General features: G+C 55.9%; 21 protein-coding genes. 11 read left to right on the top strand and 10 right to left on the bottom strand.

What is annotated here, in order from left to right:
- Positions 1-95 precede the first annotated feature (95 nt).
- Entirely contained in the window at positions 96-1,091 is a 996-nt protein-coding gene (locus tag EnteroDNA1_RS14820) for an acyltransferase (protein WP_069303498.1), read from the top strand.
- On the opposite strand, the gene EnteroDNA1_RS14815 is transcribed toward EnteroDNA1_RS14820, so the two are convergent.
- The 4 genes from EnteroDNA1_RS14815 to xylA form a co-directional block, all read right to left on the bottom strand.
- On the bottom strand, positions 1,084-2,004 hold the full coding sequence (locus tag EnteroDNA1_RS14815; protein ID WP_069303497.1) for a GlxA family transcriptional regulator: 921 nt from the start codon (positions 2,002-2,004) through the stop codon (positions 1,084-1,086). The two genes, EnteroDNA1_RS14820 and EnteroDNA1_RS14815, sit on opposite strands and share 8 nt — an antisense overlap.
- Positions 2,004-2,543, bottom strand: a complete 540-nt coding sequence (locus tag EnteroDNA1_RS14810; RefSeq protein WP_069303496.1) for an isochorismatase family protein — start codon at positions 2,541-2,543, stop codon at positions 2,004-2,006. The genes EnteroDNA1_RS14815 and EnteroDNA1_RS14810 overlap by 1 nt, the downstream gene beginning before the upstream one ends.
- A gap of 103 nt (positions 2,544-2,646) precedes the next feature.
- A complete protein-coding gene (gene xylB / locus EnteroDNA1_RS14805; RefSeq protein WP_069303495.1) occupies positions 2,647-4,101 on the bottom strand; it encodes a xylulokinase in 1,455 nt (484 codons plus the stop codon).
- Positions 4,102-4,173: 72 nt separating this feature from the next.
- Positions 4,174-5,496: a xylose isomerase gene (xylA, locus tag EnteroDNA1_RS14800; protein ID WP_134211163.1), complete on the bottom strand. Its 1,323-nt coding sequence runs from the start codon at positions 5,494-5,496 to the stop codon at positions 4,174-4,176.
- 371 nt (positions 5,497-5,867) lie between these two features.
- Here xylA and xylF point away from each other — a divergent pair, with 371 nt between their 5' ends.
- From xylF to xylR, 4 genes are all read left to right on the top strand, one after another.
- Positions 5,868-6,860, top strand: coding sequence for a D-xylose ABC transporter substrate-binding protein (gene xylF, locus EnteroDNA1_RS14795; RefSeq protein ID WP_032650791.1), 993 nt, complete (start codon positions 5,868-5,870; stop codon positions 6,858-6,860).
- 72 nt (positions 6,861-6,932) lie between these two features.
- Positions 6,933-8,474 carry a xylose ABC transporter ATP-binding protein gene (locus tag EnteroDNA1_RS14790; protein ID WP_069303494.1) on the top strand — a complete coding sequence of 514 codons (1,542 nt, stop codon included), beginning with the start codon at positions 6,933-6,935 and terminating at the stop codon, positions 8,472-8,474.
- Positions 8,452-9,633, top strand: coding sequence for a xylose ABC transporter permease XylH (xylH, locus tag EnteroDNA1_RS14785; protein ID WP_039261156.1), 1,182 nt, complete (start codon positions 8,452-8,454; stop codon positions 9,631-9,633). The genes EnteroDNA1_RS14790 and xylH overlap by 23 nt, the downstream gene beginning before the upstream one ends.
- A gap of 33 nt (positions 9,634-9,666) precedes the next feature.
- Complete coding sequence (gene xylR / locus EnteroDNA1_RS14780; RefSeq protein WP_069303493.1) at positions 9,667-10,845, top strand: D-xylose utilization transcriptional activator XylR; 1,179 nt, start codon at positions 9,667-9,669, stop codon at positions 10,843-10,845.
- Between the two features lie 39 nt (positions 10,846-10,884).
- Here the strand turns inward: xylR and EnteroDNA1_RS14775 are convergent, their stop codons facing one another.
- Complete coding sequence (locus tag EnteroDNA1_RS14775; protein ID WP_032661838.1) at positions 10,885-11,709, bottom strand: protein bax; 825 nt, start codon at positions 11,707-11,709, stop codon at positions 10,885-10,887.
- 314 nt (positions 11,710-12,023) lie between these two features.
- Here EnteroDNA1_RS14775 and EnteroDNA1_RS14770 point away from each other — a divergent pair, with 314 nt between their 5' ends.
- From EnteroDNA1_RS14770 to EnteroDNA1_RS14750, 5 genes are all read left to right on the top strand, one after another.
- Positions 12,024-14,054, top strand: a complete 2,031-nt coding sequence (locus tag EnteroDNA1_RS14770; RefSeq protein WP_069303492.1) for an alpha-amylase — start codon at positions 12,024-12,026, stop codon at positions 14,052-14,054.
- 240 nt (positions 14,055-14,294) lie between these two features.
- Positions 14,295-15,551: a valine--pyruvate transaminase gene (gene avtA / locus EnteroDNA1_RS14765; RefSeq protein ID WP_033147014.1), complete on the top strand. Its 1,257-nt coding sequence runs from the start codon at positions 14,295-14,297 to the stop codon at positions 15,549-15,551.
- Between the two features lie 466 nt (positions 15,552-16,017).
- Positions 16,018-16,200: a hypothetical protein gene (locus EnteroDNA1_RS14760; RefSeq protein WP_069303491.1), complete on the top strand. Its 183-nt coding sequence runs from the start codon at positions 16,018-16,020 to the stop codon at positions 16,198-16,200.
- On the top strand, positions 16,197-16,994 hold the full coding sequence (locus tag EnteroDNA1_RS14755) for a collagen-like triple helix repeat-containing protein (RefSeq protein ID WP_223862643.1): 798 nt from the start codon (positions 16,197-16,199) through the stop codon (positions 16,992-16,994). The genes EnteroDNA1_RS14760 and EnteroDNA1_RS14755 overlap by 4 nt, the downstream gene beginning before the upstream one ends.
- Before the next feature lie 119 nt (positions 16,995-17,113).
- A complete protein-coding gene (locus tag EnteroDNA1_RS14750) occupies positions 17,114-18,832 on the top strand; it encodes a ShlB/FhaC/HecB family hemolysin secretion/activation protein (RefSeq protein WP_069303490.1) in 1,719 nt (572 codons plus the stop codon).
- Here EnteroDNA1_RS14750 and EnteroDNA1_RS21995 read toward each other — a convergent pair.
- Together EnteroDNA1_RS21995 and EnteroDNA1_RS14745 are read right to left on the bottom strand one after the other, a co-directional pair.
- On the bottom strand, positions 18,816-19,271 hold the full coding sequence (locus EnteroDNA1_RS21995; protein ID WP_071891589.1) for a 4Fe-4S dicluster domain-containing protein: 456 nt from the start codon (positions 19,269-19,271) through the stop codon (positions 18,816-18,818). The genes EnteroDNA1_RS14750 and EnteroDNA1_RS21995 overlap by 17 nt on opposite strands.
- Positions 19,272-19,654: 383 nt before the next feature.
- Positions 19,655-20,395, bottom strand: a complete 741-nt coding sequence (locus tag EnteroDNA1_RS14745; protein WP_048980292.1) for a MipA/OmpV family protein — start codon at positions 20,393-20,395, stop codon at positions 19,655-19,657.
- Positions 20,396-20,512: 117 nt separating this feature from the next.
- Here EnteroDNA1_RS14745 and EnteroDNA1_RS14740 point away from each other — a divergent pair, with 117 nt between their 5' ends.
- Positions 20,513-21,478: a LysR family transcriptional regulator gene (locus EnteroDNA1_RS14740; protein ID WP_065423115.1), complete on the top strand. Its 966-nt coding sequence runs from the start codon at positions 20,513-20,515 to the stop codon at positions 21,476-21,478.
- Here EnteroDNA1_RS14740 and aldB read toward each other — a convergent pair.
- From aldB to selA, 3 genes are all read right to left on the bottom strand, one after another.
- Positions 21,475-23,013, bottom strand: a complete 1,539-nt coding sequence (gene aldB / locus EnteroDNA1_RS14735) for an aldehyde dehydrogenase AldB (RefSeq protein WP_023309928.1) — start codon at positions 23,011-23,013, stop codon at positions 21,475-21,477. The genes EnteroDNA1_RS14740 and aldB overlap by 4 nt on opposite strands.
- Positions 23,014-23,098: 85 nt before the next feature.
- The gene (gene selB, locus EnteroDNA1_RS14730; RefSeq protein ID WP_069303489.1) at positions 23,099-24,946 is read right to left on the bottom strand and encodes a selenocysteine-specific translation elongation factor; all 1,848 of its coding nucleotides are present in this window, start codon (positions 24,944-24,946) and stop codon (positions 23,099-23,101) included.
- Positions 24,943-26,328 (bottom strand): L-seryl-tRNA(Sec) selenium transferase, encoded by a 1,386-nt coding sequence (gene selA / locus EnteroDNA1_RS14725; RefSeq protein WP_069303488.1) that lies wholly within the window; start codon positions 26,326-26,328, stop codon positions 24,943-24,945. Before selA ends, selB begins: the two co-directional genes overlap by 4 nt.
- Between the last annotated feature and the right edge of the window lie 59 nt (positions 26,329-26,387).

The following is a 26,387-nucleotide window of genomic DNA, read 5'->3' as shown; positions in this document are numbered from 1 at the left end:
CCCTACAAGCCTGCTGAATAAAACTCAGAATTTTCCAAGCGAAGACTTTTGGACAATGGCAGTCACACTCAATTTACAGGGAATACGAGGAACTGATGCAGTCAAAAATTAACTGGATTGATAACCTGCGAGGAATAGCGTGTCTGATGGTGGTCATGATCCACACGACGACCTGGTACGTCACGAATGCCCACAGCATCAGCCCCGTTAACTGGGATATCGCCAATATTCTCAACTCTGCGTCACGCGTCAGCGTGCCGCTGTTCTTTATGATTTCCGGCTTTCTCTTTTTTGGCGAGCGTAGCGCGCAGCCGCGGCACTTCATCCGCATCGCGGCCTGCCTGGGGTTCTACAGCGCCGTTGCCCTGCTCTATATCACGCTGTTCACCTCCATTAACGCCGGGCTATCGCTGAAATACGTGCTGCAAAAACCGGTGTTCTATCACCTGTGGTTCTTCTTCGCCATTATCGTTATCTATCTGGTCTCCCCGCTCATCCAGGTAAAAAACGTCAGCGGTAAAATGCTCCTAGCCCTGATGGTGGTTATCGGCATTGTCGCCAACCCGAATACGCTCTTACAGAAAATCGACGGATTTGAGTGGCTGCCGGTCAATCTCTATATCAACGGCGATACTTTTTACTACGTGCTTTACGGCATGCTGGGGCGCGCCATCGGGATGATGGACACGCAAAAACGCGGGCTGAACTGGCTCTGCGGGGCGCTGTTTATCGCTGGCGTGGCGGTGATTTCACGCGGGACGCTGCACGAGCTGCAGTGGCGCGGCAATTTTGCCGATACCTGGTATCTCTATTGCGGGCCGATGGTCTTTATCTGTGCCGTTTCGCTGCTCACGCTTGCCAAAAATACCCTGAACGCGCGCGCCCTGCCCGTGCTGAGTCTTATCTCGCGGCACTCTCTCGGGATTTACGGTTTTCACGCGCTGGTGATCCACTCGCTGCGCACGAGAGGCGTTGAGCTAAAAAGCTGGCCGGTGCTGGATATCGTCTGGATTTTTGCCGCCACGCTGGCGATCAGCCTGCTGCTGTCGATGCTGCTGCAAAAAATAGACGCTCGCCGCTTCGTCAGCTAATGCTTCGCTGCCGGGCGCGATGGTACTGCCGCGGGGAGGAAAACCCCGCCGCCAGTGAAGCCTGCTCCACGCCGCGCCCCTGTAATAGCCACTGCTCCGCCACCGCCAGACGCAGCTGTTCCAGATAATCGCGAACGCTAATCCCTAAATGTGACTGGAAAAGCCGGGTGAGATGACGTGGGCTGACGTGCGCCTGTGCGGCAATGTCAGGCAAGCTCCACGTTTTTTGCGGCTCGGCGGTGAGCGCATCCTGCGCCCGATGAATCGCCGGGTGAAGATGATTGCGATAGCGTAGCCACGGAGAGAGCTGGGGATCGTCACCGGAACGGCGGAACCAGACCACCATTTCACGCGCTACGGTCAGCGCCTTTTCGGGGCCGCACAGGCGGTTAATCATGTGCAGCGCCAGATCGATGCCTGACGTGATCCCCGCGCTGGTCCAGATATTCTCATCCTGCACAAAGATGCGGTTTTCTTTAATCGTCGCCGTGGGGGCCGCGGTGCGTAAACGGCTAATAACGTCATGATGGGTCGTGCACTGTCGGTTGTTCAGCAGGCCCGATTTCGCCGCCAGTAAGGCCCCTGAGCAGACGCACATCACGGTGATTTCCTGGCGCTGGATCTGCGGCTGCAGACGCATCAGCCAGTGCTGGATCTGCTGCGCCTGTGGCGTTGAGAACTGACTGCGGGAGTCGCTCACACCCGGCAGCACCAGCAGACTACCTTCCGGCAGACGCTCCGGCAGCGGCTGAATGCCGCTCATCGTCAGGCCAATCGACGTCTGAACGTCAGGCTGCGGGCCAATGTAATGCAGGCGAAACGCGTCGCCTGCCAGCACAAAGGTTTCTGCCGGGCCGGTCATGTCTAATGACAGCACCCCGGGCAACATCACGAACCAGACGTCGATGCGCATTACAGTGACTCCAGCGTCTCCGCTACCGTTTTAATCTCGGCAAAACGCCCGGAAAGTACCGTCTCGGTACGATGGCGAATTTCCGCTGCGCTAAGGGTTATCCCCTTGTACGTCATGGGAAACGTCAGCGTTGCCTCACTAACAAAGGTCACAGCATAACCTAGATCGGATGCCACCCGGGCGGTGGTTTCACAGCATTGTTCAGTGCGAATGCCGCAGATAATCAGCTGGTTGATATCACGCTCGCGCAGCCAGCGGTCAAGCCCGGTATCCGTAAAGGCATTATGGACGTGTTTCTGGAAAACCACATCCGGCTGATGACGTAAAAAGGCCATCGGTTTGACATAGCCGCTTTCGAGGGTGAAAGGACCGTCTTCATCCACGTGAAAAATATCAACGACCGGAATATTGCGCGCCTGGCAGCCTTCGATCAGCCCCAGCATCGCCTGCTGAAAGGCAGGAATTTCGTCCTCCTGCCAGTAATTGCGGTGATGGAAGGACTGCTGAGTATCGATGTTGATTAATGCAATGCGTGACATGATAAATCTCCTCGCCAGTGGGTGTAACACCATACTGGCAAGGAAATGAAGGCACGCACAGACCAAAAAAGGACATCCTCGTGCCTCTCCCGGACAAGCGGTTTTAAGACATCAGCGGCAGCAGCTGCTGGTAGATTTTGCGGAACACGTCGCGCCTCTCCGCGTACCGCGCATGGCGCGCCGCGTCAGGCAAATGCGCCTGTTCAAGCGTAAGCTGCGGCAACAATTGCGAAAGCGGTTGTTCCGGATGAATGGCTATCTGCGCCAGACGCGCGGCACCGAGCGCGGGCCCGACGTCCCCCCCGGTGCGGAAATCCAGCTGCAACCCGCTGATATCAGACAGCATCTGTCGCCAGTAAGGGCTTCGCGCACCGCCGCCAATCAGGGTGACGCTCGTCGGTTTCAGGCCGCAGTCGTGCACCACGTCCATCCCGTCGGCCAGCGCATAGCCCACGCCTTCCAGAACCGCACGCGCCAGTTCTGCCGGGCCATGTTGATGGGTTAAGCCAAAGAACACCCCTTTCGCTTCCGGGTTGTTGTGCGGCGTACGCTCGCCGGAAAGATACGGTAAAAACCAGACGGTACCCGCAGCGTCATCCGCCTGCTGGGCTGCGGAAATGAGCGCCGGAACGTCGGCCATGCCGGTGAGTTTTGCCGCCCAGTCCAGGCAGGATGCCGCGCTGAGCATCACCGACATCAAATGCCATTTCCCGGGAAGGGCATGACAGAAACTGTGCACTGCGCTTTCTGGATTACTGCGATACCCGTCGCTGACGGCAAAATAGACGCCGGACGTTCCCAGCGACAGCATCGCCTGCCCCGCCTCAACCATGCCGACACCGACAGCGCCCGCCGCGTTATCGCCGCCCCCGGCCACCACCGGTACGGCAGGCATATTCCAGCGTTCAGCAACGGCTGGCAGCAGCGCGCCTGTCACCTCACAGCCTTCGTACAGCGCTGGCATATGTTCCCGGGTCAGATAGCATGCATCCAGCATCGCCTCGCTCCAGTCGCGCTTCGCCACGTCGAGCCACATGGTGCCGGCGGCATCGGACATGTCGCTGGCGAAATCGCCCGTTATGCGAAAACGCAGATAGTCTTTCGGCAGCAGGACTTTCGCCACCTGACGGAAAATCTCCGGTTCGTGGCGCTGCACCCACAGCAATTTGGGCGCAGTAAAGCCGGGCATCATCAGGTTGCCGGTAATCTCCCGGGAATTGGGCACGCGTTCCTCAAGAAGCGCGCACTCTTCCGCACAGCGGCCATCGTTCCAGAGGATCGCTGGACGCAGCACGCGATGCTGGCTGTCGAGCAGCGTAGCGCCGTGCATTTGTCCGGCAATTCCCAGCGCTTTCACGTCACGAAGGCTGTGCTGCTCACCTAAGGCTTTAATTGCGCGATCCGTCGCCTGCCACCACTGCTCCGGATCCTGTTCTGACCACAGCGGATGCGGACGTGAAACCCGCAGCGTTTCCGTCTGCGTTGCTAACACGTCGCCCTGCTCGCTCAACAGGATGGCTTTCACACCCGATGTGCCAAGATCGATCCCGATATACATTACGGTGACTCCTTTAACAGAAATGCCCGGTGGCGCTAACGCTTACCGGGCCTACGTGCATCTTCAGCTCAATCACTTATCAAACAGATAGTGGTTTACGAGATTTTCCAGCAGTTCCTGGTGCCCGCTCTGGTGCTGCGGCGCCAGCTGCTGTTGTTCAGCGTACTTCGCAATTTCCGCCAGCGATAACTGACCTTTCAAGATTTGCTGGCCCAGCTCACTGTTCCAGCCGCTGTAACGCTTCGCTACGCGTTTATCCAGCTCGCCGTCTTCAATCATACGAGCCGCCACTTTCAGCGCCAGCGCCATGGTGTCCATCGCGCCAATGTGGCCGTAGAACAGATCGTATTTGTCGGTGCTCTGACGACGCACCTTGGCGTCAAAGTTCAGGCCGCCGGTGGTGAAACCGCCCGCTTTGACGATCTCGTACATCACCAGGGCATTCTCTTCCACGCTGTTCGGGAACTGATCGGTGTCCCAGCCCAGCTGTGCATCGCCACGGTTCGCATCGACAGAGCCGAAAATGCCCAGCGCAATGGCAGACGCGATCTCGTGATGGAAAGAGTGGCCCGCCAGCGTGGCGTGGTTGGCCTCAATGTTCACTTTGATCTCTTTTTCCAGACCGAACTGCGTCAGGAAGCCATACACCGTCGCCACGTCGTAGTCATACTGATGCTTGGTCGGTTCCTGCGGTTTCGGCTCGATCAGCAGCGTGCCGCGGAAGCCGATTTTGTGCTTATGGTCGACAACCATCTGCATAAAGCGGCCAATCTGCTCGCGCTCCTGACGCAGGTCGGTGTTCAGCAGCGTTTCATAACCTTCACGGCCACCCCACAGGACATAGTTCTCGCCACCCAGCTGATGCGTAGCGTTCATTGCCGTCACCACCTGCGTGGCTGCCCAGCTAAACACTTCCGGATCCGGATTGGTTGCCGCGCCCGCACCGTAGCGTGGGTTGGTGAAGCAGTTTGCCGTGCCCCAGAGCAGCTTCACGCCGCTTTGCTGCTGTTTCGCCGCCAGTACATCCACCATCTGCGCAAAATTGTTCAGATACTCTTTCAGCGACGCCCCTTCCGGCGACACGTCCACGTCATGGAAGCAGTAGTACGGCACGTTTAGCTTGTGGAAGAACTCAAATGCCACATCGGCTTTGCGCTTTGCCAGCTCAATGGCCTCACCCGGCTGCTGCCACGGGCGGTCAAAGGAACCCACGCCGAACATATCGGCGCCGTTCCAGCAGAAGGTATGCCAGTAACAGGCGGCAAAGCGCAGATGATCTTCCATGCGCTTACCCAGCACCAGCTCATCCGGGTTGTAGTGACGAAATGCTAAAGGATTGGTCGTTTTTGGGCCTTCGTAACGAACACGATCGAGTTGGTCGAAATAAGCTTGCATATTGAGCTCCATAATCAGGGTATGCGGCGAGTCGTTGATACAGGAGTAATAGTGAATAGACATTTTGGGTTGCTCAATTACGTTATTTCACACTGCTATTGAGAGAATGCACAACTGTGCGCTGGCTCGCAAAATAATGCGCAGACAAACTATTTTTCGGCGCGTATTCCAGAATCAAATGTAATTAAGACGTTACGTATTTTAAAATCCGATCGCGGTCATAAATTCAGAAATAAACCAAATATCATAATGAGAAGATAAAAATCTGTAATTGCCAGCCCGCCTTTCCGCGTTAAAAATTTGCTGCGTCTCAGTAGTGAATGTTTCTTTTATCTCAGCAACACATACCCCTACAAAAAGGCCTAATAATTATGAAGATAAAGAACCTGACTCTAACGCTCTGCACTACGCTCCTCCTTGCAAGCTTTGCAGGACATGCCAAAGAGGTCAAAATTGGCATGGCGATTGACGACCTGCGCCTGGAACGCTGGCAAAAAGATCGCGATATTTTTGTGAAGAAAGCAGAATCTCTCGGCGCAAGCGTGTTTGTTCAGTCGGCTAACGGCAACGAAGAAACACAAATGTCGCAGATCGAGAATATGATCAACCGTGGCGTCGATGTTCTGGTCATTATCCCCTATAACGGCCAGGTATTAAGTAACGTGGTGAAAGAAGCCAAACAGGAAGGCATAAAAGTCCTGGCCTATGACCGCATGATTAATAATGCGGATATTGATTATTATATTTCGTTCGACAATGAAAAAGTCGGGGAATTACAGGCGCAAAGCCTGATCGACAAAGTGCCTCAGGGCAATTATTTCCTGATGGGCGGCTCTCCGGTAGATAACAACGCCAAACTGTTCCGCGAAGGGCAAATGAAAGTCCTTAAACCGTACATCGACAACGGTAAAATTAAAGTGGTTGGCGATCAGTGGGCCGACGGCTGGCTGCCAGAAAACGCGCTGAAAATTATGGAAAACGCGCTGACGGCCAACAACAACAAAATTGATGCGGTTGTGGCCTCCAACGATGCTACTGCAGGCGGCGCTATCCAGGCCCTGAGCGCACAGGGGCTGGCCGGAAAAGTCGCCATTTCAGGACAGGATGCCGATCTGGCTGGCGTAAAACGCATTATCGCAGGCACCCAAACCATGACGGTCTACAAACCGATTACCCAGCTGGCCAATACGGCGGCGGAAATCGCCGTGGAGCTGGGCAATGGCAAACAACCTAAAGCAGACGCAACGCTGAATAACGGCCTGAAAGACGTTCCGGCTCGCCTGCTCACGCCGATTGAAGTCAACAAAGAGAACATTGACGCCACCGTGGTTAAAGACGGTTTCCACAAGAAGAGCGAACTGTAATCCGGCGCGGCCCCTGCTCTGCGGGGGCGCATCACGTTGTACTGTTCTTCCCTCGGGTTATGTGGAGCGGTTATGCCCTATTTACTTGAAATGAAAAGCATCACCAAACGCTTCGGCACGGTGAAAGCCATCGACAACGTCAGCCTCCGGTTGAACCCCGGCGAAGTGGTTTCACTGTGCGGCGAGAACGGCTCGGGCAAGTCGACGCTGATGAAAGTGCTGTGCGGGATCTACCCACACGGCAGCTACGAAGGCGAAATCGTCTTTGCCGGTGAAGTGATTCAGGCGACACACATCCGCGATACCGAACGCAAAGGCATCGCCATCATCCACCAGGAGCTGGCGCTGGTGAAGCATCTCACCGTGCTGGAGAACATCTTCCTCGGGGCCGAAATTTCCCACCGCGGCGTGCTGGATTACGACACCATGACGCTCCGCTGCGAAAAGCTGCTGGCGCAGGTGAGCCTCAACATTTCACCGGATACCCGCGTGGGGGATCTGGGCCTGGGTCAACAGCAGCTGGTCGAAATAGCGAAGGCGCTAAATAAACAGGTCAGGCTGCTGATCCTTGATGAGCCAACGGCCTCGCTCACCGAACAGGAAACCGCGGTTCTGCTCAACATCATCCGCGATCTGCAAAACCACGGCATCGCCTGTATCTATATTTCGCACAAGCTGAACGAGGTCAAAGCCATTTCGGACACCATCTGCGTGATCCGCGACGGGCAGCACATCGGCACGCGTGAAGCCGCCGGCATGAGTGAAGATGACATCATCACCATGATGGTGGGCCGCGAGCTGACGGCGCTCTACCCGAATGAGCCTCACGCTAAGGGCGATGAAGTGCTGCGCGTGGAAAACCTGACCGCGTGGCACCCCGTTAACCGCCACATCAAGCGCGTCAATAACGTCTCGTTTTCTCTTCACAGCGGTGAAATTCTTGGGATTGCCGGCCTCGTCGGTGCCGGGCGCACCGAAGCCGTACAGTGCCTGTTTGGCGTGTGGCCGGGGCGCTGGGAGGGCACGGTTTATATCGACGGCCAGCCGGTGAAAATCGACAACTGCCAGCAGGCGATTGCCCACGGCATTGCCATGGTGCCGGAAGATCGTAAGAAAGACGGCATCGTACCGGTGATGGCGGTGGGTAAAAACATTACGCTTGCGGCACTCGATCGGTTCTCCGGCGCGCTGAGCAGCCTGGACGCCGCCGCCGAGCAGCAGTGCATCCTCCAGTCGCTTGCCCGGCTGAAGGTCAAAACCTCCTCGCCGGAACTGGCTATTGGCCGTCTGAGCGGGGGAAACCAGCAGAAGGCGATTCTGGCGCGCTGCCTGCTTCTCAATCCACGCATATTAATTCTTGATGAGCCAACGCGCGGGATTGATATCGGTGCCAAATATGAAATCTACAAACTGATTAATCAGCTTGTACAGCAAGGGATTGCCGTCATTGTCATTTCGTCTGAATTACCCGAAGTGCTCGGACTGAGCGACCGCGTGCTGGTCATGCATGAGGGAAAACTGAAAGCCAACCTGATTAACCAGAACCTGACGCAGGAGCAGGTGATGGAAGCCGCTTTAAGGAGCGAACGTCATGTCGAAAAGCAATCCGTCTGATATCAAAGTCGCTGTTCCGACGCCCGGTGCGTTCGCGGGGCTAAAAGCGCTTAACCTGCAGGTTTTCGTGATGATCGCGGCCATTATCGTCATCATGCTGTTCTTTACCTGGATGACCGATGGCTCGTACTTAAGCGCACGTAACGTCTCTAACCTGCTCCGCCAGACCGCCATCACCGGCATTCTGGCCGTGGGCATGGTGTTCGTGATTATCTCCGCGGAGATCGACCTGTCGGTCGGGTCGATGATGGGCCTACTCGGCGGCGTGGCGGCGATTTTTGACGTCTGGCTCGGCTGGCCACTGCCGCTGACCGTGGCGGTCACGCTGGTGCTGGGTCTGGTACTGGGAGCCTGGAACGGCTGGTGGGTTGCCTACCGTAAGGTGCCATCGTTCATTGTCACCCTGGCGGGGATGCTGGCCTTTCGCGGGATCTTAATCGGCATCACCAACGGCACCACCGTCTCCCCGACCAGTGCAGCCATGTCGCAGATTGGCCAGAGTTACCTCTCGGATAGCGTGGGCTTTACCCTCGGTGTGGTGGGGTTGCTGGGGTTTGTCGCGTGGCAGTGGCGTGGACGCATGCGCCGTCAGGCGCTGGGGCTGGCTTCTCCAGCGTCAACGTCGGTGGTGGGGCGTCAGGCGCTCACGGCGGTCATTGTGCTGGGCGCCATCTGGCTTTTAAACGACTATCGCGGTGTCCCGACACCCGTCCTGCTGCTGGCGCTTTTACTGCTGGCAGGTATGTTTATGGCGACGCGCACCGCGTTTGGCCGCCGTATTTATGCCATTGGCGGCAACCTTGAAGCTGCCCGTCTCTCGGGTATCAATGTCGAACGTACCAAGCTGGCGGTTTTCGCCATTAACGGCCTGATGGTCGCTATCGCCGGGTTGATCCTTAGCTCGCGTCTGGGCGCCGGCTCGCCCTCCGCCGGTAACATCGCCGAGCTGGATGCTATCGCCGCCTGCGTCATTGGCGGCACCAGCCTCGCAGGGGGTATCGGGAGCGTGGCGGGCGCGGTCATGGGGGCATTTATCATGGCGTCGTTGGATAACGGGATGAGTATGATGGACGTCCCGACGTTTTGGCAGTATATCGTCAAGGGGGCCATTCTTTTACTCGCAGTCTGGATGGACTCGGCCACCAAGCGACGGGCCTGATAACCGTATTGTGACTTAATTGGGAAGTGAGCCATGTTTGAAAAGCGTCACCGCATTACGTTGTTATTCAATGCCAATAAGGCCTACGACCGTCAGGTGGTGGAAGGTGTTGGTGAATATTTGCAGGCGTCGCAATCCGAATGGGATATTTTTATTGAAGAAGATTTTCGCACCCGTCTGGAGAACATCAAAGACTGGCTGGGCGATGGCGTCATCGCCGACTATGACGATCCCGTCATCGAACAGCTGCTGACCGACGTCGACGTCCCGATTGTGGGCGTCGGCGGCTCCTACCATTCGCCTGAATACTATCCGCCGGTCCATTATATTGCCACCGATAACCATGCCCTGGTCGAGGCCGCCTTTCTCCATTTAAAAGAGAAAGGCGTCCATCGCTTCGCGTTTTATGGGTTACCGGCCACCAGCGGCAAGCGCTGGGCCGTCGAACGCGAACACGCGTTTTGCCAGCTGGTCGCGCAGGAGAAATACCGTGGCGTGGTCTATCAGGGGCTGGAGACCGCGCCGGAAAACTGGCAGCACGCGCAAAACCGCCTGGCGGACTGGCTGCAAACGCTGCCGCCGCAAACCGGTATTATCGCCGTGACGGACGCCCGCGCGCGGCACGTGCTGCAGGTCTGCGAACATTTACACATTCCGGTGCCCGAAAAGCTGTGCGTGATTGGCATTGATAACGAAGAACTGACCCGCTATCTGTCTCGCGTGGCGCTCTCCTCCGTTGCTCAGGGCACGCGTCAGATGGGCTATCAGGCGGCGAAGCTGCTGCATCGTCTGCTCGATAAAGAATCTCTGCCGCTTCAGCGTTTGCTCGTGCCTCCTGTCCGCGTCGTGGAACGTCGCTCAACCGATTATCGCTCCTTAAGCGACCCGGCCGTCATTCAGGCCATGCACTACATTCGCAACCACGCCTGCAAAGGGATAAAGGTCGATCAGGTGCTGGATTCGGTGGGCATTTCGCGTTCGAATCTGGAGAAGCGTTTTAAAGAAGAGGTGGGCGAAACCATTCATGCCGTCATCCATGCTGAAAAGCTGGAGAAAGCACGCAGCCTGCTCATTTCCACGTCGCTGTCGATCAACGAAATATCGCAGATGTGCGGTTACCCGTCTCTGCAATATTTCTATTCCGTGTTTCGCAAGGAGTATGACACCACGCCGAAGGAGTATCGGGATCGCCACAGCGAGGTGTTGATATAGAAAAGAAAACGCCTTCCAGTGGAAGGCGTTTTTTCGAGATTACATATGGGCGGCGATTAAGCGCTGGTTATCCTGGTACATGGCGAACAGATAGTTGTTATAGCTCTGTCCCTTTGTCGAATAACCTTTCAGCTTGTGGATCATCGTACTGGCCGTCACTTCCTGGTCCGCTTTACGCAGCTGAGCGCGTGATTTACGGAACGATGAGTAGGCCGGGTGCGTGTTCAGATTCACCACGTAGGCGCTGACGGAATCTTTCACAGATTCAAACTGCGAATAGCCTTTCACCTTGCCAGGGGCATTATTACAACGACCTTTCACACATTTCATGCCGAAAAGGTTGTTGTTGCTACGCGCAAGCTTAGAAGTACCCCAGCCGCTTTCGGCAGCAGCCATGGTCGCAACCATGCTGCCCGGGATGATATCTACACGCTCAAGGAGAGCATTCCACGGCACACGACGCGTGTTACCGTTCCAGCTCAACTTGTAGCGCTTCGTGATATCTTTCAGACGCGCGCGCTCTGACGGCGACCAGCGGCTATCGTACTGCTTGGAAATCAGCCAGTTACGATCCGCAGTAATCGCGGCATTTTGACTCGTGATGTAAGGCATTACCGTCCGGAGAAACGCTTTTTTCCTTGGTGTTCCGGAAGGGTATTTTCGCAAATCAGGAAGTGAACTACTCTTTGCACTATTGCGAGAATACTCTTGTTTACTGCTAACCTTACTACTTGTCGTCTTTATTACGTGGGCTTTCTTACTCGTTGTATCCGTGTGCGTCTTCGCAAGCACCTCACCCGAAAATGCCGTGGTGAGTAACATGAGTATCGCAGCCCCATATCGTCGAATGGGAGTCGATATCATTAGGTCTCCTGGTCGGATGTAATCATCCCAACACCTTATTTTTTTCACAAATTTGAGAGCGGAATCTCAAATCATATCAAAAATAGACTTCAAGAGCACGTATAGAAATAGTCCAATTCCGAAACTATGTCACCTGAAACTTGCTCATAAAAACATCATCCCACAAAAACTGTGTGCGCTATCGCAGATAACTGCCTAATTTTGCGCGAGATCACTCATCCTCACGCTTCCTCCCGGCAGAAAGCGACAGGGGATGAGTTTTTGCCCCTCGCCTGATGGCACACTGGTCAAAAATGCCGCGACAGGAAAAAGGAATGAAACGTACCGCATTAGCCTTTCTGATGTTACCCGCACTGGCGCATGCCGACTGGTCATCGCCTGGGTTTAGCGCATTTAGCGCCGAAGGCACCGGGGTCTTCACAAGCCAGGCAAAGCTTGCGAAGGGTACGCGTCCTCTGACGCTGAGTTTTGACAAGACGTGCTGGCAGCCTGCGGACGCGATAAAACTCAATGAGATGCTGTCGCTCAAGCCCTGTGACGGCACGCCGCCGCAGTGGCGCCTTTTTCGCGACGGTGACTACCAGATGCGGATTGATACCCGCTCCGGCACGCCCACCCTGCTGCTGACGATTCAGAGTGCCGCAGAACAGCCGGTTGCAAACGTCATCCGCCAGTGTCCGAAGTGGGACGGTAAACCGCTGTCGCTGGACGTCGGCGATACCTTCCCGGAAGGCTCCGTCGTGCGCGACTACTACAGTAAACAGACGGCGACGGTGCAGAATGGAAAAATCACCCTGCAGCCAGCCGCCCACGGTAACGGCCTGCTGCTGCTTGAGCGCGCCGAAACCGACAAGCCTGCGCCGTTTAGCTGGCAAAACGCCACCGTCTATTTTGTGCTGACCGACCGTTATGTGAATGGTGACCCGGGCAACGACAACAGCTACGGTCGTCATAAAGACGGTATGCAGGAGATTGGCACCTTCCACGGCGGGGATCTCAAAGGACTTGCCGGCAAGCTCGATTATTTACAGCAGCTGGGGGTGAACGCGCTCTGGATAAGCTCTCCGCTTGAGCAGATCCACGGCTGGGTAGGCGGTGGCACAAAAGGAGATTTCCCGCATTACGCCTATCACGGCTACTACACCCAGGACTGGACGAAGCTCGACGCCAACATGGGAACCGAAGATGATTTACGCCATCTTGTCGACGAAGCGCACAAGCGCGGGATCCGCGTTCTGTTTGATATCGTCATGAACCACGTTGGCTATGCCACGCTGGCAGACATGCAGGAATTTCAGTTTGGTGCCCTGTACCTTCAGGGTGATGAGCTGAAAAAGACGCTGGGAGAACGCTGGACGGACTGGAAGCCGGGCGCGGGCCAAAGCTGGCACAGCTTTAACGACTACATCAACTTCAGCGACAAAGCCGCATGGGAGAAATGGTGGGGCAAAAAATGGATCCGCACGGACATCGGCGATTACGACAACCCCGGCTTCGACGATTTGACCATGTCGCTGGCATTTCTGCCGGATCTGAAAACGGAATCCACGACGCCTTCCGGATTGCCTAACTTTTACCAACACAAGCCCGACACCCACGCGAAGGCCATCCCCGTATATACCCCGCGCGATTATCTGACCCACTGGCTCAGCCAGTGGGTACGTGACTACGGCATCGACGGTTTCCGGGTGGATACGGCGAAACACGTTGAGCTTGCGGCCTGGCAACAGCTGAAAGACCAGGCAAGCCAGGCGCTGGCCGCCTGGAAAGGGGCGAACCCGGACAAAAAGCTCGACAACGCACCGTTCTGGATGACCGGGGAGTCCTGGGGCCACGGGGTGATGCAAAGCGATTATTACCGCCACGGTTTTGATGCGATGATCAACTTTGACTATCAGGAGCAGGCGGCAAAAGCGGTGGATTGCCTGGCCGATATGGATCTCACCTGGCAGCAGATGGCGGAAAAGCTGCAAAGCTTCAACGTGCTGAGCTATCTCTCATCACACGATACGCGTCTGTTCCGCGAAGGGGGTCAGCGCGCGGCGGAGCTGCTTCTGCTGGCTCCGGGCAGCGTACAAATCTATTACGGTGATGAATCCGAGCGTCCGTTCGGTCCGACGGGTTCTGATCCATTACAGGGCACCCGGTCAGATATGAACTGGCAGGACGTCACGGGCAAGCAGGCCCTAACTGTCGCCCACTGGCAAACGCTGGGCCAGTTCCGCGCCCGCCACCCGGCGATTGGTGAAGGCAAACAAACCACGCTGTCGCTGAACGAGGGGTATGGATTCGTGCGCGAGCATAATGGCGATAAGGTAATGGTGGTATGGGCAGGTAATCAATAATTCACCCCCTCACCCTAACCCTCTCCCCGCAGGGGAGAGGGAACCGCACGGCGCCGTCTTTTCCCCCTCTCCCTTTTGGGAGAGGGTCGGGGTGAGGGGAAACCCACCAGAACTATTCACTACACAAATACACTTCCGCCATATAAAACAACAAATCCGACCACATCACCCGATTTGCACCAGCACGGTGCTAGCGTTATGGTTACCCACTTTCAAAATAAGCTCGACAGATCACCTGCTATGACGTTTTCACTTTTCGGCGACAAATTTACCCGCCATTCAGGCATTACTCGCCTGATGGAGGATCTCAACGACGGGCTGCGCACACCGGGCGCAATCATGCTCGGCGGCGGAAACCCGGCTCAAATCCCGGAGATGAATACCTATTTCCAGACGCTGCTCGCTCAGATGCTGGAAAGCGGCAAAGCAACCGATGCGCTTTGCAATTACGACGGCCCGCAGGGTAAAACCGAACTGCTGGCACTCCTCGCCGAAATGCTGCGTGACGAGCTGGGTTGGGATATCGAACCACAGAATATTGCACTGACAAACGGCAGTCAGAGCGCGTTTTTCTACTTGTTTAACCTGTTCGCAGGGCGTCGCGCCGACGGCACCACCAAAAAAGTGCTGTTCCCGCTGGCACCAGAGTATATCGGCTACGCTGATTCCGGCCTGGAAGAGGATCTGTTCGTCTCCGCGCGCCCGAACATCGAGCTGCTGCCGGAAGGCCAGTTCAAATATCACGTCGATTTTGAACACCTGCATATTGGTGAAGAGACGGGCATGATCTGCGTATCGCGCCCGACTAACCCAACGGGCAACGTGATCACCGACGACGAACTGATGAAGCTGGATGCGCTGGCGAATCAGCACGGCATTCCGCTGGTGATCGATAACGCCTACGGCGTGCCGTTCCCGGGCATTATCTTCAGCGAAGCACGTCCGCTGTGGAACCCGAACATTGTCCTGTGCATGAGCCTCTCTAAGCTGGGTCTGCCGGGCAGCCGCTGCGGCATCATCATCGCCAACGAGAAAATCATCACCGCCATTACCAATATGAACGGCATTATCAGCCTTTCACCGGGCGGCATTGGCCCGGCGATGATGTGTGAAATGATTAAGCGCAACGACCTGCTGCGTCTGTCGAATGACGTGATCAAGCCATTCTATTACCAGCGCGTTCAGGAGACGATTGCGATACTTCGCCGCTATTTGCCGGAAGAACGCTGCCTGATCCACAAACCTGAAGGAGCAATTTTCCTGTGGCTGTGGTTTAAGGATTTGCCTGTCACCACCGAACTGCTCTACCAGCGCCTGAAAAAGCGCGGCGTTCTGATGGTACCGGGCGATTATTTCTTCCCGGGACTGGATAAGCCGTGGCCGCATACGCACCAGTGCATGCGCATGAACTACGTACCCGATCCGGAAAAAATCGAAGCGGGTGTTAAAATTCTCGCCGAAGAAATTGAAAAAGCCTGGCGCGAAGGCAATTGTTAAATATTAAGGCTCTTCGGATGAAGAGCCTTATTTTTATCGTGATCTATATATTTTATAAAGGATATATCCTTCAGCTTTATTTCCCTATTATTTAAAGGGATTATTTAGGATAATTCCTGTTGTTTTAATGGCTCTATAGTAATTCAAAAATAATTAAGGAGACGTTAAATAATAACTTAATCAACTCATTGTTATATAAGATTTAAAACAAACAACGCTGGTAAAAAAATATCCTCGAAGCGAGTCTGTGTGCATTTTTAAAATAGTGCATATACTCACTAATACGCCGCTCGGCGTTCTATTGCGTGGAGTATTTTTATGCTACCTAATAATGCTAGTCGCATCAGCGTAATTGCTGCTGCGGTACTGCTCGCGTTCTCTCTTTCTGCCTGCAGTGGAAGCGGTGGCGGATCTCACTCAACAGCCAAAAATAACCCCGCAACCGGAAGTAATACCGGCTCGGGTGATGGAAGTGGCACAACAGCTAATAATGGTGGTTCAGGCAGTAACGGATCTGGCTCAGGCTCAGGTTCAGGTTCAGGTTCAGGTTCAGGGACAGGCTCGGGCTCAGGCTCAGGAACGGGAACCGGAGGTAACGGCAGCGGAGGGACCGGAACGGGCAGTGGCGGCACAACCACTGCAGGCGTGAATACTGTGCTGGGTGATGCCGGTAAAACGGTGACCAGCGTCGGCTCTACGGTGGACAGCCTGGGAAGCCAGATCCCGACAAATAATCCTGTCACATCAACCGTTTCAACCACCGTCAGCGGTGTTGGCAGCGCCGTTTCTACCGTGGGGACGGGCGTCACCTCCGGCATTGGCGATCCGGGTAACGCGAACGGTGTTGGTACGACGGTTCAGGGCGTGACCACGTCGGTCACCTCCTTGGGCAATACCGTCTCTACGGTAGGCACGGGCCTGGCAAGTTCGACATCGGGAACACCGGTTAGCGGCGTAACAGGCCTGACGGGCAGCGTGGTAAACAGTACCGGGCAGTTAGTCAGTAACACCGGCACAGGTTTAACCAACACGGTCAGTAGCCCTGCGGTAGCTCAGGTAACAACCGATACGACGACTGTGGTGAACAAGACGCTGGGCGGAGTACAAGGCGTGACGCAAAGCGTGGGCACCACAACAGGTCTGGGTACTCCGGTCAACGGCCTGCTGACGCAGGTAGGAAACACCGTGAGCGGCGTAGGCACCAACGTTAGCAGCAGTAATAGCGGGCTTAGCGGCGTAGGTCAGGTCGTTCAAAACGTCGGCCAGACGGTGACAGATACCGGTACGCTAGTGAAACCCGCCACCTCGACGACCGGAGGAGGATCAGGCTCTCTCACAGCTAATGCAAATGTGGCGGCCACGAACAACAGCCTGGGTGCGACGGTCAATACAACCCTCAATACCCTGACGTCGGGCGTTACCGCCAGCACAACAACACGTTAACCACCGGTCTACTGACGCCAAAACAGTAAAACGGTTATTGCCTTTCTGCGCCCCTGCTTCAGGGGCGCTTCGTACAGCGACACTCCCCCTAACCGGGAATGATGAACAGGGATAGCGCGATGAAAAACCATTTCCTTTTTTCGCTGACGGGGCTGGTTGTGTTGAGCATGGCCCGCGCCGATACACTGCCCTCTATTATTAACCCTGATAACCCGGCGCAAGTTTCTCGTAACGTTGCCCCAGAACAGACTGAGACCGTCCCACAGCCGAAAGTCAAAATAGAAAAACCGCAGTCAACACTGACGCCTGAAACGCCCATTACCATTCATCACATTCAGTTTATTGGCGGCACGCGTTATCCCTTGCAGGAATTACTTAAACCCTTCAGGCCTTACGCCGGAAAAACCGTGCCGCTAAAAACGCTTACGGGGCTGGTAAATGATATTACGGCGCGCTACAAGGCCGACGGTTTTCCGCTCTCTTATGCCTGGCTGCCCGATAATAATTTCCAGCAGGGAAATATTAAAATTGTCCTGGTCGAAGGGTACGTGGCGCACAGCGACATAACCAGTAACAACCCCAATATCGCCGCGCGCCTTAAACGCTTGTCAGAAAAAATCATGGCGGAAAAACCGCTGTCTCAGGATACGTTCGATCGATATAGCCAGCTGATGACCCGCACCCCGAACGTTCCGGTCACGGCCAACGCGCAGCTGCCAACCAATATCTATGGCGCGGCGGCGATGCAGATAACCGGTAATGAGGAGCGGAGCTGGAATATCGCCTCCACGATCGACACCCGTAAAGGGCAAGATGTAATGATGCTGAACGGAACGCTCAGCAACCTGACAAGCTATGGCGATCAGCTTGGCGTGGCTACGCTTATACCGTTAGATAGCAACACGCGAAAAAACTATGTGGGTCTGAACTGGCAGCAGTTTTTAAACGATGAAGGGCTGACGATGCAGATCAAAGGCAGCTATTACCGTGAAAATCCGCGGGATTTTTCCCCCCTGCTCACTTTGCCCAATAATATTCAGGTCGATTCGAAGCAAAAAACCACGCAATACAACGGCGGCGTGACGTTTGGCTATCCATTGCTGCTGACGCAAAAATCACAAATTAATCTGACCAGCGGTTTTGATTATACCGACCGCCGGGATGACTATGCCCTGCAGGCCAGACTGCAGGGCAAAACCTACAGTCTGGACTCCGTCAACCAACACGCGCGTTATCCGGCGCTGGAAGTGGGTATCAATGGTGCACATCAATTCACAACCGCCAGCATCAGCGGCAGACTCAACGTACGACAGGGTATTGATGCGATGGGTGCCGATATCGTCTCAGCGCCTAAACCCGATATTAATTTTACGCTCACAAAAAGCTATTTAGACGCAGCCTGGCTGTTTGCCGACAAATGGCGGCTATCAACATCCTGGGAGGGAGACTGGTCAAATAACACGTTGCCAGAGCCCGAACGCGTTAGCTTCGGTGCCCAGCGCTTTGGCCGTGGATATCAGGACAGTGAAGCAAGCGGTGATTACGGCTATGGCGGGCAGGTAGAACTGCGCTATATCAAGATGCGAAAAGAGAGCACCTGGCTTGCCACCATCCAACCCTATATCCTGGCCGATACCGCGCAAACCTGGTTTAACACGTCCGGTTTGCCTCATCAGCGGCTCGGGTCAGTGGCTGCCGGGGTGATGATAGGCGATACGCGCCACTATAGCGTCACGGTTGAGGCGGCACGACCCGTCGGGGATGTTCCGACAGACAGTCGCAACAGGGACTGGCGCTACAGTCTGACGTTTACGTGGAATTTCAATAAAATGCAGTAAGCTTTTCAGCCCGAATCCTGGCAGGGTCAACGCAGCGCAACGCGTGGGTTGGACAGGCCTCCACGCAGGCCGGTCCGCCTTCGCGATGCAGGCATAAATCACATTTCAGCGCCTGCGCCTTATTTCCCTCCAGGCGCACCTGCATCGCCCCAAACGGACATGCCACCACACAGCTTTTGCACCCAATGCAGCGCGTCTGTTCAACGAGCCAGGCTCCCGCCGTACGGCTAATGGCATGGGTTGGACAGACGTTAGCACACGGCGCGTCCTCGCACTGATGGCAACCCACTGCCGTAGTGTATGAACTTCCCTTAACCACCCGAAGGTGGGGCAAAAAGGCATCAGCGGAGACGGCGTCCTGATGCGACACCGCGCAGGCCACTTCGCAGGTGCGGCACCCAATGCATTTTTCCGCATCCGCCATGATAAATCGGTTCATGTGTTACGCCTCGCGCACGTTAAAATCCGGTTCTTTTAAGATAGCCGCTGGCGCTACCGTCGAAGTCAGAATGAATGTAAGCCGGATAAAACATAACGACTTCTGATATCCGTGCTTAATTCCCGCCTTTCGCCAAATCCGGGCGAGAGTGCCCGGTTTGATTTTCTTTAAGAATGATACACATGATGCACACCTTTATTGATGGCGCAGATCGCATTAGCGTATCAGGAATATTAATGAGGAAGCCATGACGGGAAGGGAAAACGGGAGATCGGTACTCTCAAATATGCCCTGCGGCTCTTCGCTTGCACGGGCCTACGTAAAACTGCGATGGCAGTCCATGTAGGCCGGGTAAGGCGAAGCTGCCACCCGGCTTTAGCGCATCAGAAACGCCAGGTCAGACCGGTCATCAGCGCGAAACTGTCGTCGCGGTCGATCATCGGGCTGTTCTTCACGTCGTCAGGCAATACGGTGTAGACCGCGCTGGCGTTAAGATACAGCTTCTGGGTTAACTGATATTTGGCCGCCAGGCCAACGTATGGCGTCCAGCTGTCACCGGCGGTGTATTCATCCAGACCTGAGCGGCGAGACTCGCTGCCGGATACGCCATAGTAGTAGTCGTTATAGCTTTCGTCGCTGTAGAAAATACCGACAGAGGGCGTCAGGGTCAGGCGTTCCATCCTGATTGGACGGAAGTAAGAAACCTCGCCGATCATACCGCCGCTTTCATCCGTGGCATCGCCCGAGACCGCCACTTTCAGCGAACCCCAGCTTTCGTGGCGGTAGTACGCGCCGCCGAGGAAGGCAGAGGCTTTACGCTCATCAAGCTTTTTCATCTGATGGTCGTCGTTGTCATCAGGATCGAAATGCAGCGGCATCCACGATGCGGTCAGGCTGAGTTCATTTTTTGCGTCTTTCCACAGGATCCATCCGCCCGTGGTCTGGCGAACATAAAAGCTCTCGCCTTCGTAGCTAATTAACGGTACTGCGGTAGTATTTTCGTTATAGCCTTTGTAAGGAGACTCATTAAATACAGCCCCCGCTCCTAGTGAAAAGTCACCGGCCATTGCTGAGGATGTTGCAAATAACGTGGCAGCGATGAGTAAATTGTATTTAATAGTCATTACATGTAATCCATTAAAATGCCAAACAAGCGAGGCGCATAATAATGGTTACAAATTTGCCAATGCAACGCTGCGGTTTATATAATATTATATACAAAATCATATAGATGGGTGTGCATGATGAATAAATTACAGCTAAAGCCGCGCGAGTTAAAAATTATATCCGTCATCGCAGCCACCCACAGCATTGGTGATGCCGCCGCCCTGCTGGGCATGGCGCAGGCCAACGTCAGTAAATATCTGTCTGATTTTGAAACGCGGGTTGGACTCAAGGTTTTTGAGCGCACCACGCGCCAGCTGGCCCTGACCCAGTTTGGGGAAGCGTTACTCCCGTACATTGATGCCACGCTGGATAAGAACCGCCAACTCGTTAATTTTATTGCTGATTATAAGCATGAAAAGCGCGGAAAGGTCACGATCTATGCCCCTACAGGTATCGTAACCTATCTCGCGCGCCACGTGATCCATCAGATAGAAGATATCGGTGACATCCGCATCTCCCTGAAAACCTATAACCTGGATCGGAATGAATTTTCAGAAGGCGTTTCTTTTCCGGATGACTGCGACATTTTAATTACCTATGCGCCGCCGAAAGACGAAAGTCTGGTTGCCAGCGTGTTAACAAAATATTCTGTTACGGCATTCGCTACCCTGGAATATTTAAATAAACACCCCTTAACGGGACCTGAAGGTTTAATTAATCACTCCTGTATTCTCATTGATTCCATGCTGATCGATGATGCAAACATCTGGCGTTTCCGCGTGCACGGCAGTGATAGCGTGCATGACTACCGGGTGACCGGTAATTATATTTGCGACAATACGCAGACGGCCCTGGAGCTGGCAAGAAATAATCTTGGGATTGTTTTTGCGCCAAAAGAGAGTCTGAAAAAAGAATTAACGCAAGGGATGCTGGTTCCCTGCTTCCCGCATCAGGAAGAGTGGTGGCTCGATCTGACGGCCATTTTCCGCAAACGCGAATACCAGCCCTGGCGCGTGCAATACGTTCTGGATGGCGTTCTGAACTGCCTGCGCCAGCAAATTGCTCAGGCCGCCCATGGACGGCCTGAGCTGGGCGATTAGAACAGCCCCAGCGGTTTATCGGAGTAGCTGACCAGCAAACATTTCGTCTGCTGATAATGTTCCAGCATCATCTTGTGGGTTTCACGCCCGATGCCCGATTGCTTATAACCGCCAAATGCCGCGTGCGCAGGATAGGCGTGGTAGCAGTTGGTCCAGACGCGCCCGGCCTGAATGCCTCTGCCCATTTTATAGGCCAGGTTACCGTTGCGGCTCCAGACGCCGGCTCCCAGGCCATACGGCGTGTCGTTGGCAATCTCCAGCGCCTCCTCCATCGTTTTGAAGGTGGTTACGGCCAGCACCGGTCCGAAAATTTCCTCCTGGAAGACGCGCATGTTGTTCTGACCGAACAGGATCGTTGGCTCCAGGTAATACCCTTCCTGCAGATCCCCGCCGAGCACCTTACGGCGACCGCCGGTCAGAATATCCGCCCCCTCTTTCTTGCCGATATCGATGTAGTTGAGGATGGTTTCCAGCTGTCCGTGCGAGACCTGCGCCCCCATCTGCGTGACGTTATCGAGCGGGTTACCGCTGCGGATAGACTCGACGCGGCGAATGGCCCGCTCCATAAAGCGCTCATAGATGGACTCCTGCACCAGCGCGCGGCTTGGGCAGGTGCAGACTTCGCCCTGGTTAAACGCAAACAGCGCAAACCCTTCCAGGGCTTTATCGAAGAAAGCATCCTCTTCCTCCATCACGTCCGCGAAGAAGATGTTCGGGGATTTCCCGCCCAGCTCCAGGGTCACGGGAATGATGTTCTGCGTGGCGTACTGCATAATCTGCTGGCCCACTTCCGTCGACCCGGTAAACGCCACTTTAGCGATCCGTTTCGAGGTAGCCAGATATTCCCCTATCTCACCGCCCGCACCGTTGACCACGTTAATCACGCCAGGCGGCAGAAGATCGCCAACGATTTCCATCAGCAGCAGCACCGAGAGCGGGGTCAGACGCGCCGGTTTAAGCACAATGCAGTTCCCGGCCGCCAGCGCGGGCGCCATTTTCCAGCTCGCCATCAGCAGCGGGAAGTTCCATGGAATGATTTGCCCGACGACGCCCAGCGGCTCGTGGAAGTGATACGCCACGGTGTCGCTGTCAACCTCGCTTATTCCGCCCTCCTGAGCGCGAATGCAGGAGGCAAAATAGCGGAAGTGGTCGATGGCAAGCGGCACGTCTGCCGCCATCGTTTCCCGGATAGGCTTGCCGTTATCCCAGGTTTCCGCCGTCGCCAGCAGCTCCAGATTCTGCTCCATCCGGTCGGCGATTTTGAACAAAATAGCCGCGCGGTCCTGAACGGAGGTGTGGCCCCATTTATCTTTCGCTTTGTGCGCCGCATCCAGCGCCAGATCGATATCGCGCTTGCCGGAGCTGGCTATTTCGCACAGCGGCTGGCCGGTTACGGGGGTCAGGTTGGAATAGTATTCGCCGTCGACGGGAGCTACCCAGTCGCCGCCAATAAAGTTGTCATAACGAGGCTTCAGCTTGAGGGGAAAACCATACTCGCCGGGCTGGATACGCGATGAGGGAGGATTGTTTGTCATGACCGTCTCCTTGCTGTTGGTGTACATCAAGGGTAGTTCCGGCTGGCGATTTTCTCGCCAACCGGTAACGGCTTTACGACGGGGGTCACGGAGTTTCAGGAAATAATAACGAATCGCGCAATAAATGATCGTTACCGCGACGGCGGGTAAAGCCGATGCGGTTGAAATACTCCAGGATCTGAATCGCCAGCTTGCGGCCCACGTTCAGCCGGTCGCGGAAATCGGCTGCGCAGGTAGAGCCCCGCTCCTGATCCAGCTCGCGGATCAGGTTCGCAAACGCCACAATGCGATCGTTACGGTAATAACGATCTTTCACGATCGCGACTATCAGCCCCTGCTGCGCCGCATGGCGCAATACCTGACGCATCACCTGCTCGTCGGTATTCGTTTCGCGGGCCAGATCGCGAACCCACCACGGCTCATCGCCAAACAGCGAGGCCACTTTTTGCCATACTGCCTCTTGCTCAGCGGTGAACCCGGCCTTGTGATCCGGCAGATGCAGCCAGCCGTGGTGGCTTTTGATCGCCCCGCTTTCGCGCATGTTTTCAATCAGCAGCAGCACCAGTGCATCGTCTTCCATCGGCAGCGCCATGCGCCGCAGACGCTCACGGCCCGGGCCAGGCTCATCCTGATGCTGTTCATGGTACGTTGCGAGCGTGTTCAGTATCTTACGCTGCCAGTTCGCAGCAACCGGGGCGTTTAGCAGACTGTTTCCAGCCTGAATAAAGCCCGGCTGCTGGGCCAGCAGGCGTAACCCTTCCTCGCTCAGCTGGCGTGCCCATGCAAAATCACGCAGGCTCACCGCACCGCGCTCAAGATGCACCCACAGCGCGGCGTTATCATCGCTGGCCTGCGCCAGCGCTGCCAGCCACTGCAGATATTCAGGCTTACGCTTGCCGCGTCGCGGCGGATTCAGCGCGACCACCCGTGCCCCGGCCAGCGTTTCCCGCGCGGAAATATCACGCAGAACCAGACGATCGTTGTCTGCAAGCCATAGCGGTGAATCGAATACCAGTTCGGCAAGATCGTTTTCCAGCAGCGACACGCGCCCGGTGATATGGCTGGCCGCGTGGTGAATATGCAGCGGCTGCCATTGGGTCAGGGGCACGTTTGTCTGCAGGGAGACAATGACGCGTTCAGACGGCTCAGGCGGGGCATCGGCCAGCAGCCAGTCGCCGCGGTTAAGCTGCTCTTTTTCCGCATCCCCGGCAATGTTCAGCGCGATCCGCTGCCCGGCATGAGCACGCTCCGCGGGCTGGTTTTGCGCATGCAGGCCGCGCACGCGCATCGGTTTGTTAACGCCCGTCAGCCAGAGCGTATCACCTACGTTCACTTCACCGCTCAGCGCCGTCCCGGTCACCACCAGCCCCGCGCCTTTGACGGTAAACGCCCGGTCAATTGCCAGACGGAAGCGGTGATGGCTGGCGTGGTCACGCGACGAAAGCTGCTGTAAGTGGTGGCGAAGTTCATCGATACCGCGCCCTTCTGTCGCCACGGTGACAAAAAGGGGTGCATCGGCAAAACCATACTCCTGCAAGGTCGCCTGTACCGTTTCGCGCACCTCGCTGACGCGAGCGTCATCCACGCGATCGGCTTTGGTCAGCACCACGGTCAGCTGCGGGTTGCCGGTCAGCTGCAGGATCGCCAGGTGCTCACGGGTTTGCGCCATGACGCCATCATCGCAGGCCACCACCAGCAGGGCATGATCGATACCCCCCACGCCCGCCAGCATGTTGGACAGAAACTTTTCATGCCCCGGAACATCAATAAAACCCAGCACGCGACCATCAGGCTGGGGCCAGTAGGCATAGCCCAGATCGATGGTCATGCCGCGCTTTTTCTCTTCCGGCAGGCGGTCGGCGTTTATGCCGGTAATCGCCTGCAGCAACGTGGTTTTTCCGTGGTCGACATGACCGGCGGTGGCAATAATCATTTCAACAACATCTCCAGAAATCGCTCTTCATCTTCAAGGCAGCGCAGATCCAGCCACATTCGGCCATCGTAAATCCGCCCGATAACCGGCGCGGGCAGGCCACGCCAGCGCGACGACAGGGCTTCAAGGTGGCTGCCGCGCCCGTCACGCGGGGTGAACGTGAGCGCTTCACTCGGCAGCCTGTCCACCGGCAGCGAACCGCTGCCAATCTGCGACTGGCAGGGTTCAATGCGAACGTCAAAATCGGGGTAGTGCGGGGCAATGCGCGGCAGCAGTAATTCGGCCTGGGCGCGAATCGAGGCGGCATCACGGGTTAACAGACGCAGCGTGGGCAGGCGGTCGGCCAGTTTCTCCGGATGGAGATAGAGCCGCAGCGTCGCCTCCAGTGCGGCAAGCGTCATTTTATCGGCTCGCAGGGCGCGCTTGAGCGGATGCTGCTGCAGCTTCGCAATCAGATCGCGCTTGCCGACGATAATCCCGGCCTGCGGCCCGCCCAGCAGCTTGTCGCCGGAAAAGCTGACCAGGCTAACGCCCGCCGCAATCATCTCTTGCGGCATCGGCTCTCTCGGTAGCCCGTAAAGGCTCAGATCCACCAGCGAGCCGCTGCCGAGATCGGCAATCACCGGTATATTCAGTTCGCGACCAATCGCCGCCAGCTCGCCCTCTTCAACCGTTTTGGTGAAGCCTTCAATATGGTAATTGCTGGTGTGGACCTTCATCAGCAGGGCGGTATTTTCATTCACCGCCGCGCGATAATCTTTCGCATGGGTACGGTTAGTGGTGCCCACTTCATGTAGCGTGCAGCCCGCCTGGCGCATCACGTCCGGAATACGAAACGCCCCGCCAATCTCCACCAGCTCGCCGCGGGAAACCACCACCTCTTTGCCGCTGGCAGTCGCCGCCAGCATCAGCAGTACCGCTGCGGCGTTGTTATTCACAATGCAGGCATCTTCCGCGCCGGTCAGCTGGCACAGCAGGTCCGCCAGCGCCCGGTCACGATGCCCGCGACCGGCGCCGTCCAGATCGTACTCCAGCGTCACGGGCGCCCGCATGGCCTGCACAACCGCAGCCACCGCCTCTTCCGCCTGCTGCGCGCGTCCCAGGTTGGTATGGAGCACGGTACCGGTCAGGTTAATCACCGGGCGTAACGCGCTTTGCGCTTTCTCATCCAGCCGGTGCTCAACTTCCTGCTCCCACGCCGCGCACCAGTCGGGCAAGGCGTTTTCTGACTGAATAGCGCATCGGGCTTCGTCCTGAAGCAGGCGTAACATCTCCACCGTTGCGGTATGGCCAAAACGCTCAACGGCAGCATGAATGCGGGGCTCGCGAAGGAGACGGTCGGTAGCGGGGATCTGGCTGTACAGCGAATGATGAGTAGTCATGAAAGCGCCTGGCGAGTAAATATCTTCCCCCCTCCCGACGGGAGAGGGAGTTAACATGT

It is taken from the genome of Enterobacter sp. HK169, assembly GCF_001719105.1.
GTDB lineage: Bacteria > Pseudomonadota > Gammaproteobacteria > Enterobacterales > Enterobacteriaceae > Enterobacter > Enterobacter asburiae_B.
Note: the sequence above shows the minus strand (reverse complement) of the source record. Positions and strands in the feature narration are given on the sequence as shown.

Coding starts and splice junctions, on each gene's coding strand:
- EnteroDNA1_RS14745 (WP_048980292.1), bottom strand. CDS start 20,395: ATGACTATTAAATACAATTTACTCATCGCTGCCACGTTATTTGCAACA.
- EnteroDNA1_RS21995 (WP_071891589.1), bottom strand. CDS start 19,271: ATGAACCGATTTATCATGGCGGATGCGGAAAAATGCATTGGGTGCCGC.
- xylR (WP_069303493.1), top strand. CDS start 9,667: ATGTTTGAAAAGCGTCACCGCATTACGTTGTTATTCAATGCCAATAAG.
- xylH (WP_039261156.1), top strand. CDS start 8,452: ATGTCGAAAAGCAATCCGTCTGATATCAAAGTCGCTGTTCCGACGCCC.
- EnteroDNA1_RS14810 (WP_069303496.1), bottom strand. CDS start 2,543: ATGTCACGCATTGCATTAATCAACATCGATACTCAGCAGTCCTTCCAT.
- xylF (WP_032650791.1), top strand. CDS start 5,868: ATGAAGATAAAGAACCTGACTCTAACGCTCTGCACTACGCTCCTCCTT.
- avtA (WP_033147014.1), top strand. CDS start 14,295: ATGACGTTTTCACTTTTCGGCGACAAATTTACCCGCCATTCAGGCATT.
- EnteroDNA1_RS14815 (WP_069303497.1), bottom strand. CDS start 2,004: ATGCGCATCGACGTCTGGTTCGTGATGTTGCCCGGGGTGCTGTCATTA.
- xylA (WP_134211163.1), bottom strand. CDS start 5,496: ATGCAAGCTTATTTCGACCAACTCGATCGTGTTCGTTACGAAGGCCCA.
- selB (WP_069303489.1), bottom strand. CDS start 24,946: ATGATTATTGCCACCGCCGGTCATGTCGACCACGGAAAAACCACGTTG.
- EnteroDNA1_RS14775 (WP_032661838.1), bottom strand. CDS start 11,709: ATGATATCGACTCCCATTCGACGATATGGGGCTGCGATACTCATGTTA.
- EnteroDNA1_RS14790 (WP_069303494.1), top strand. CDS start 6,933: ATGCCCTATTTACTTGAAATGAAAAGCATCACCAAACGCTTCGGCACG.
- EnteroDNA1_RS14760 (WP_069303491.1), top strand. CDS start 16,018: ATGGAAGTGGCACAACAGCTAATAATGGTGGTTCAGGCAGTAACGGAT.
- selA (WP_069303488.1), bottom strand. CDS start 26,328: ATGACTACTCATCATTCGCTGTACAGCCAGATCCCCGCTACCGACCGT.
- xylB (WP_069303495.1), bottom strand. CDS start 4,101: ATGTATATCGGGATCGATCTTGGCACATCGGGTGTGAAAGCCATCCTG.
- EnteroDNA1_RS14820 (WP_069303498.1), top strand. CDS start 96: ATGCAGTCAAAAATTAACTGGATTGATAACCTGCGAGGAATAGCGTGT.
- aldB (WP_023309928.1), bottom strand. CDS start 23,013: ATGACAAACAATCCTCCCTCATCGCGTATCCAGCCCGGCGAGTATGGT.
- EnteroDNA1_RS14750 (WP_069303490.1), top strand. CDS start 17,114: ATGAAAAACCATTTCCTTTTTTCGCTGACGGGGCTGGTTGTGTTGAGC.
- EnteroDNA1_RS14770 (WP_069303492.1), top strand. CDS start 12,024: ATGAAACGTACCGCATTAGCCTTTCTGATGTTACCCGCACTGGCGCAT.
- EnteroDNA1_RS14740 (WP_065423115.1), top strand. CDS start 20,513: ATGATGAATAAATTACAGCTAAAGCCGCGCGAGTTAAAAATTATATCC.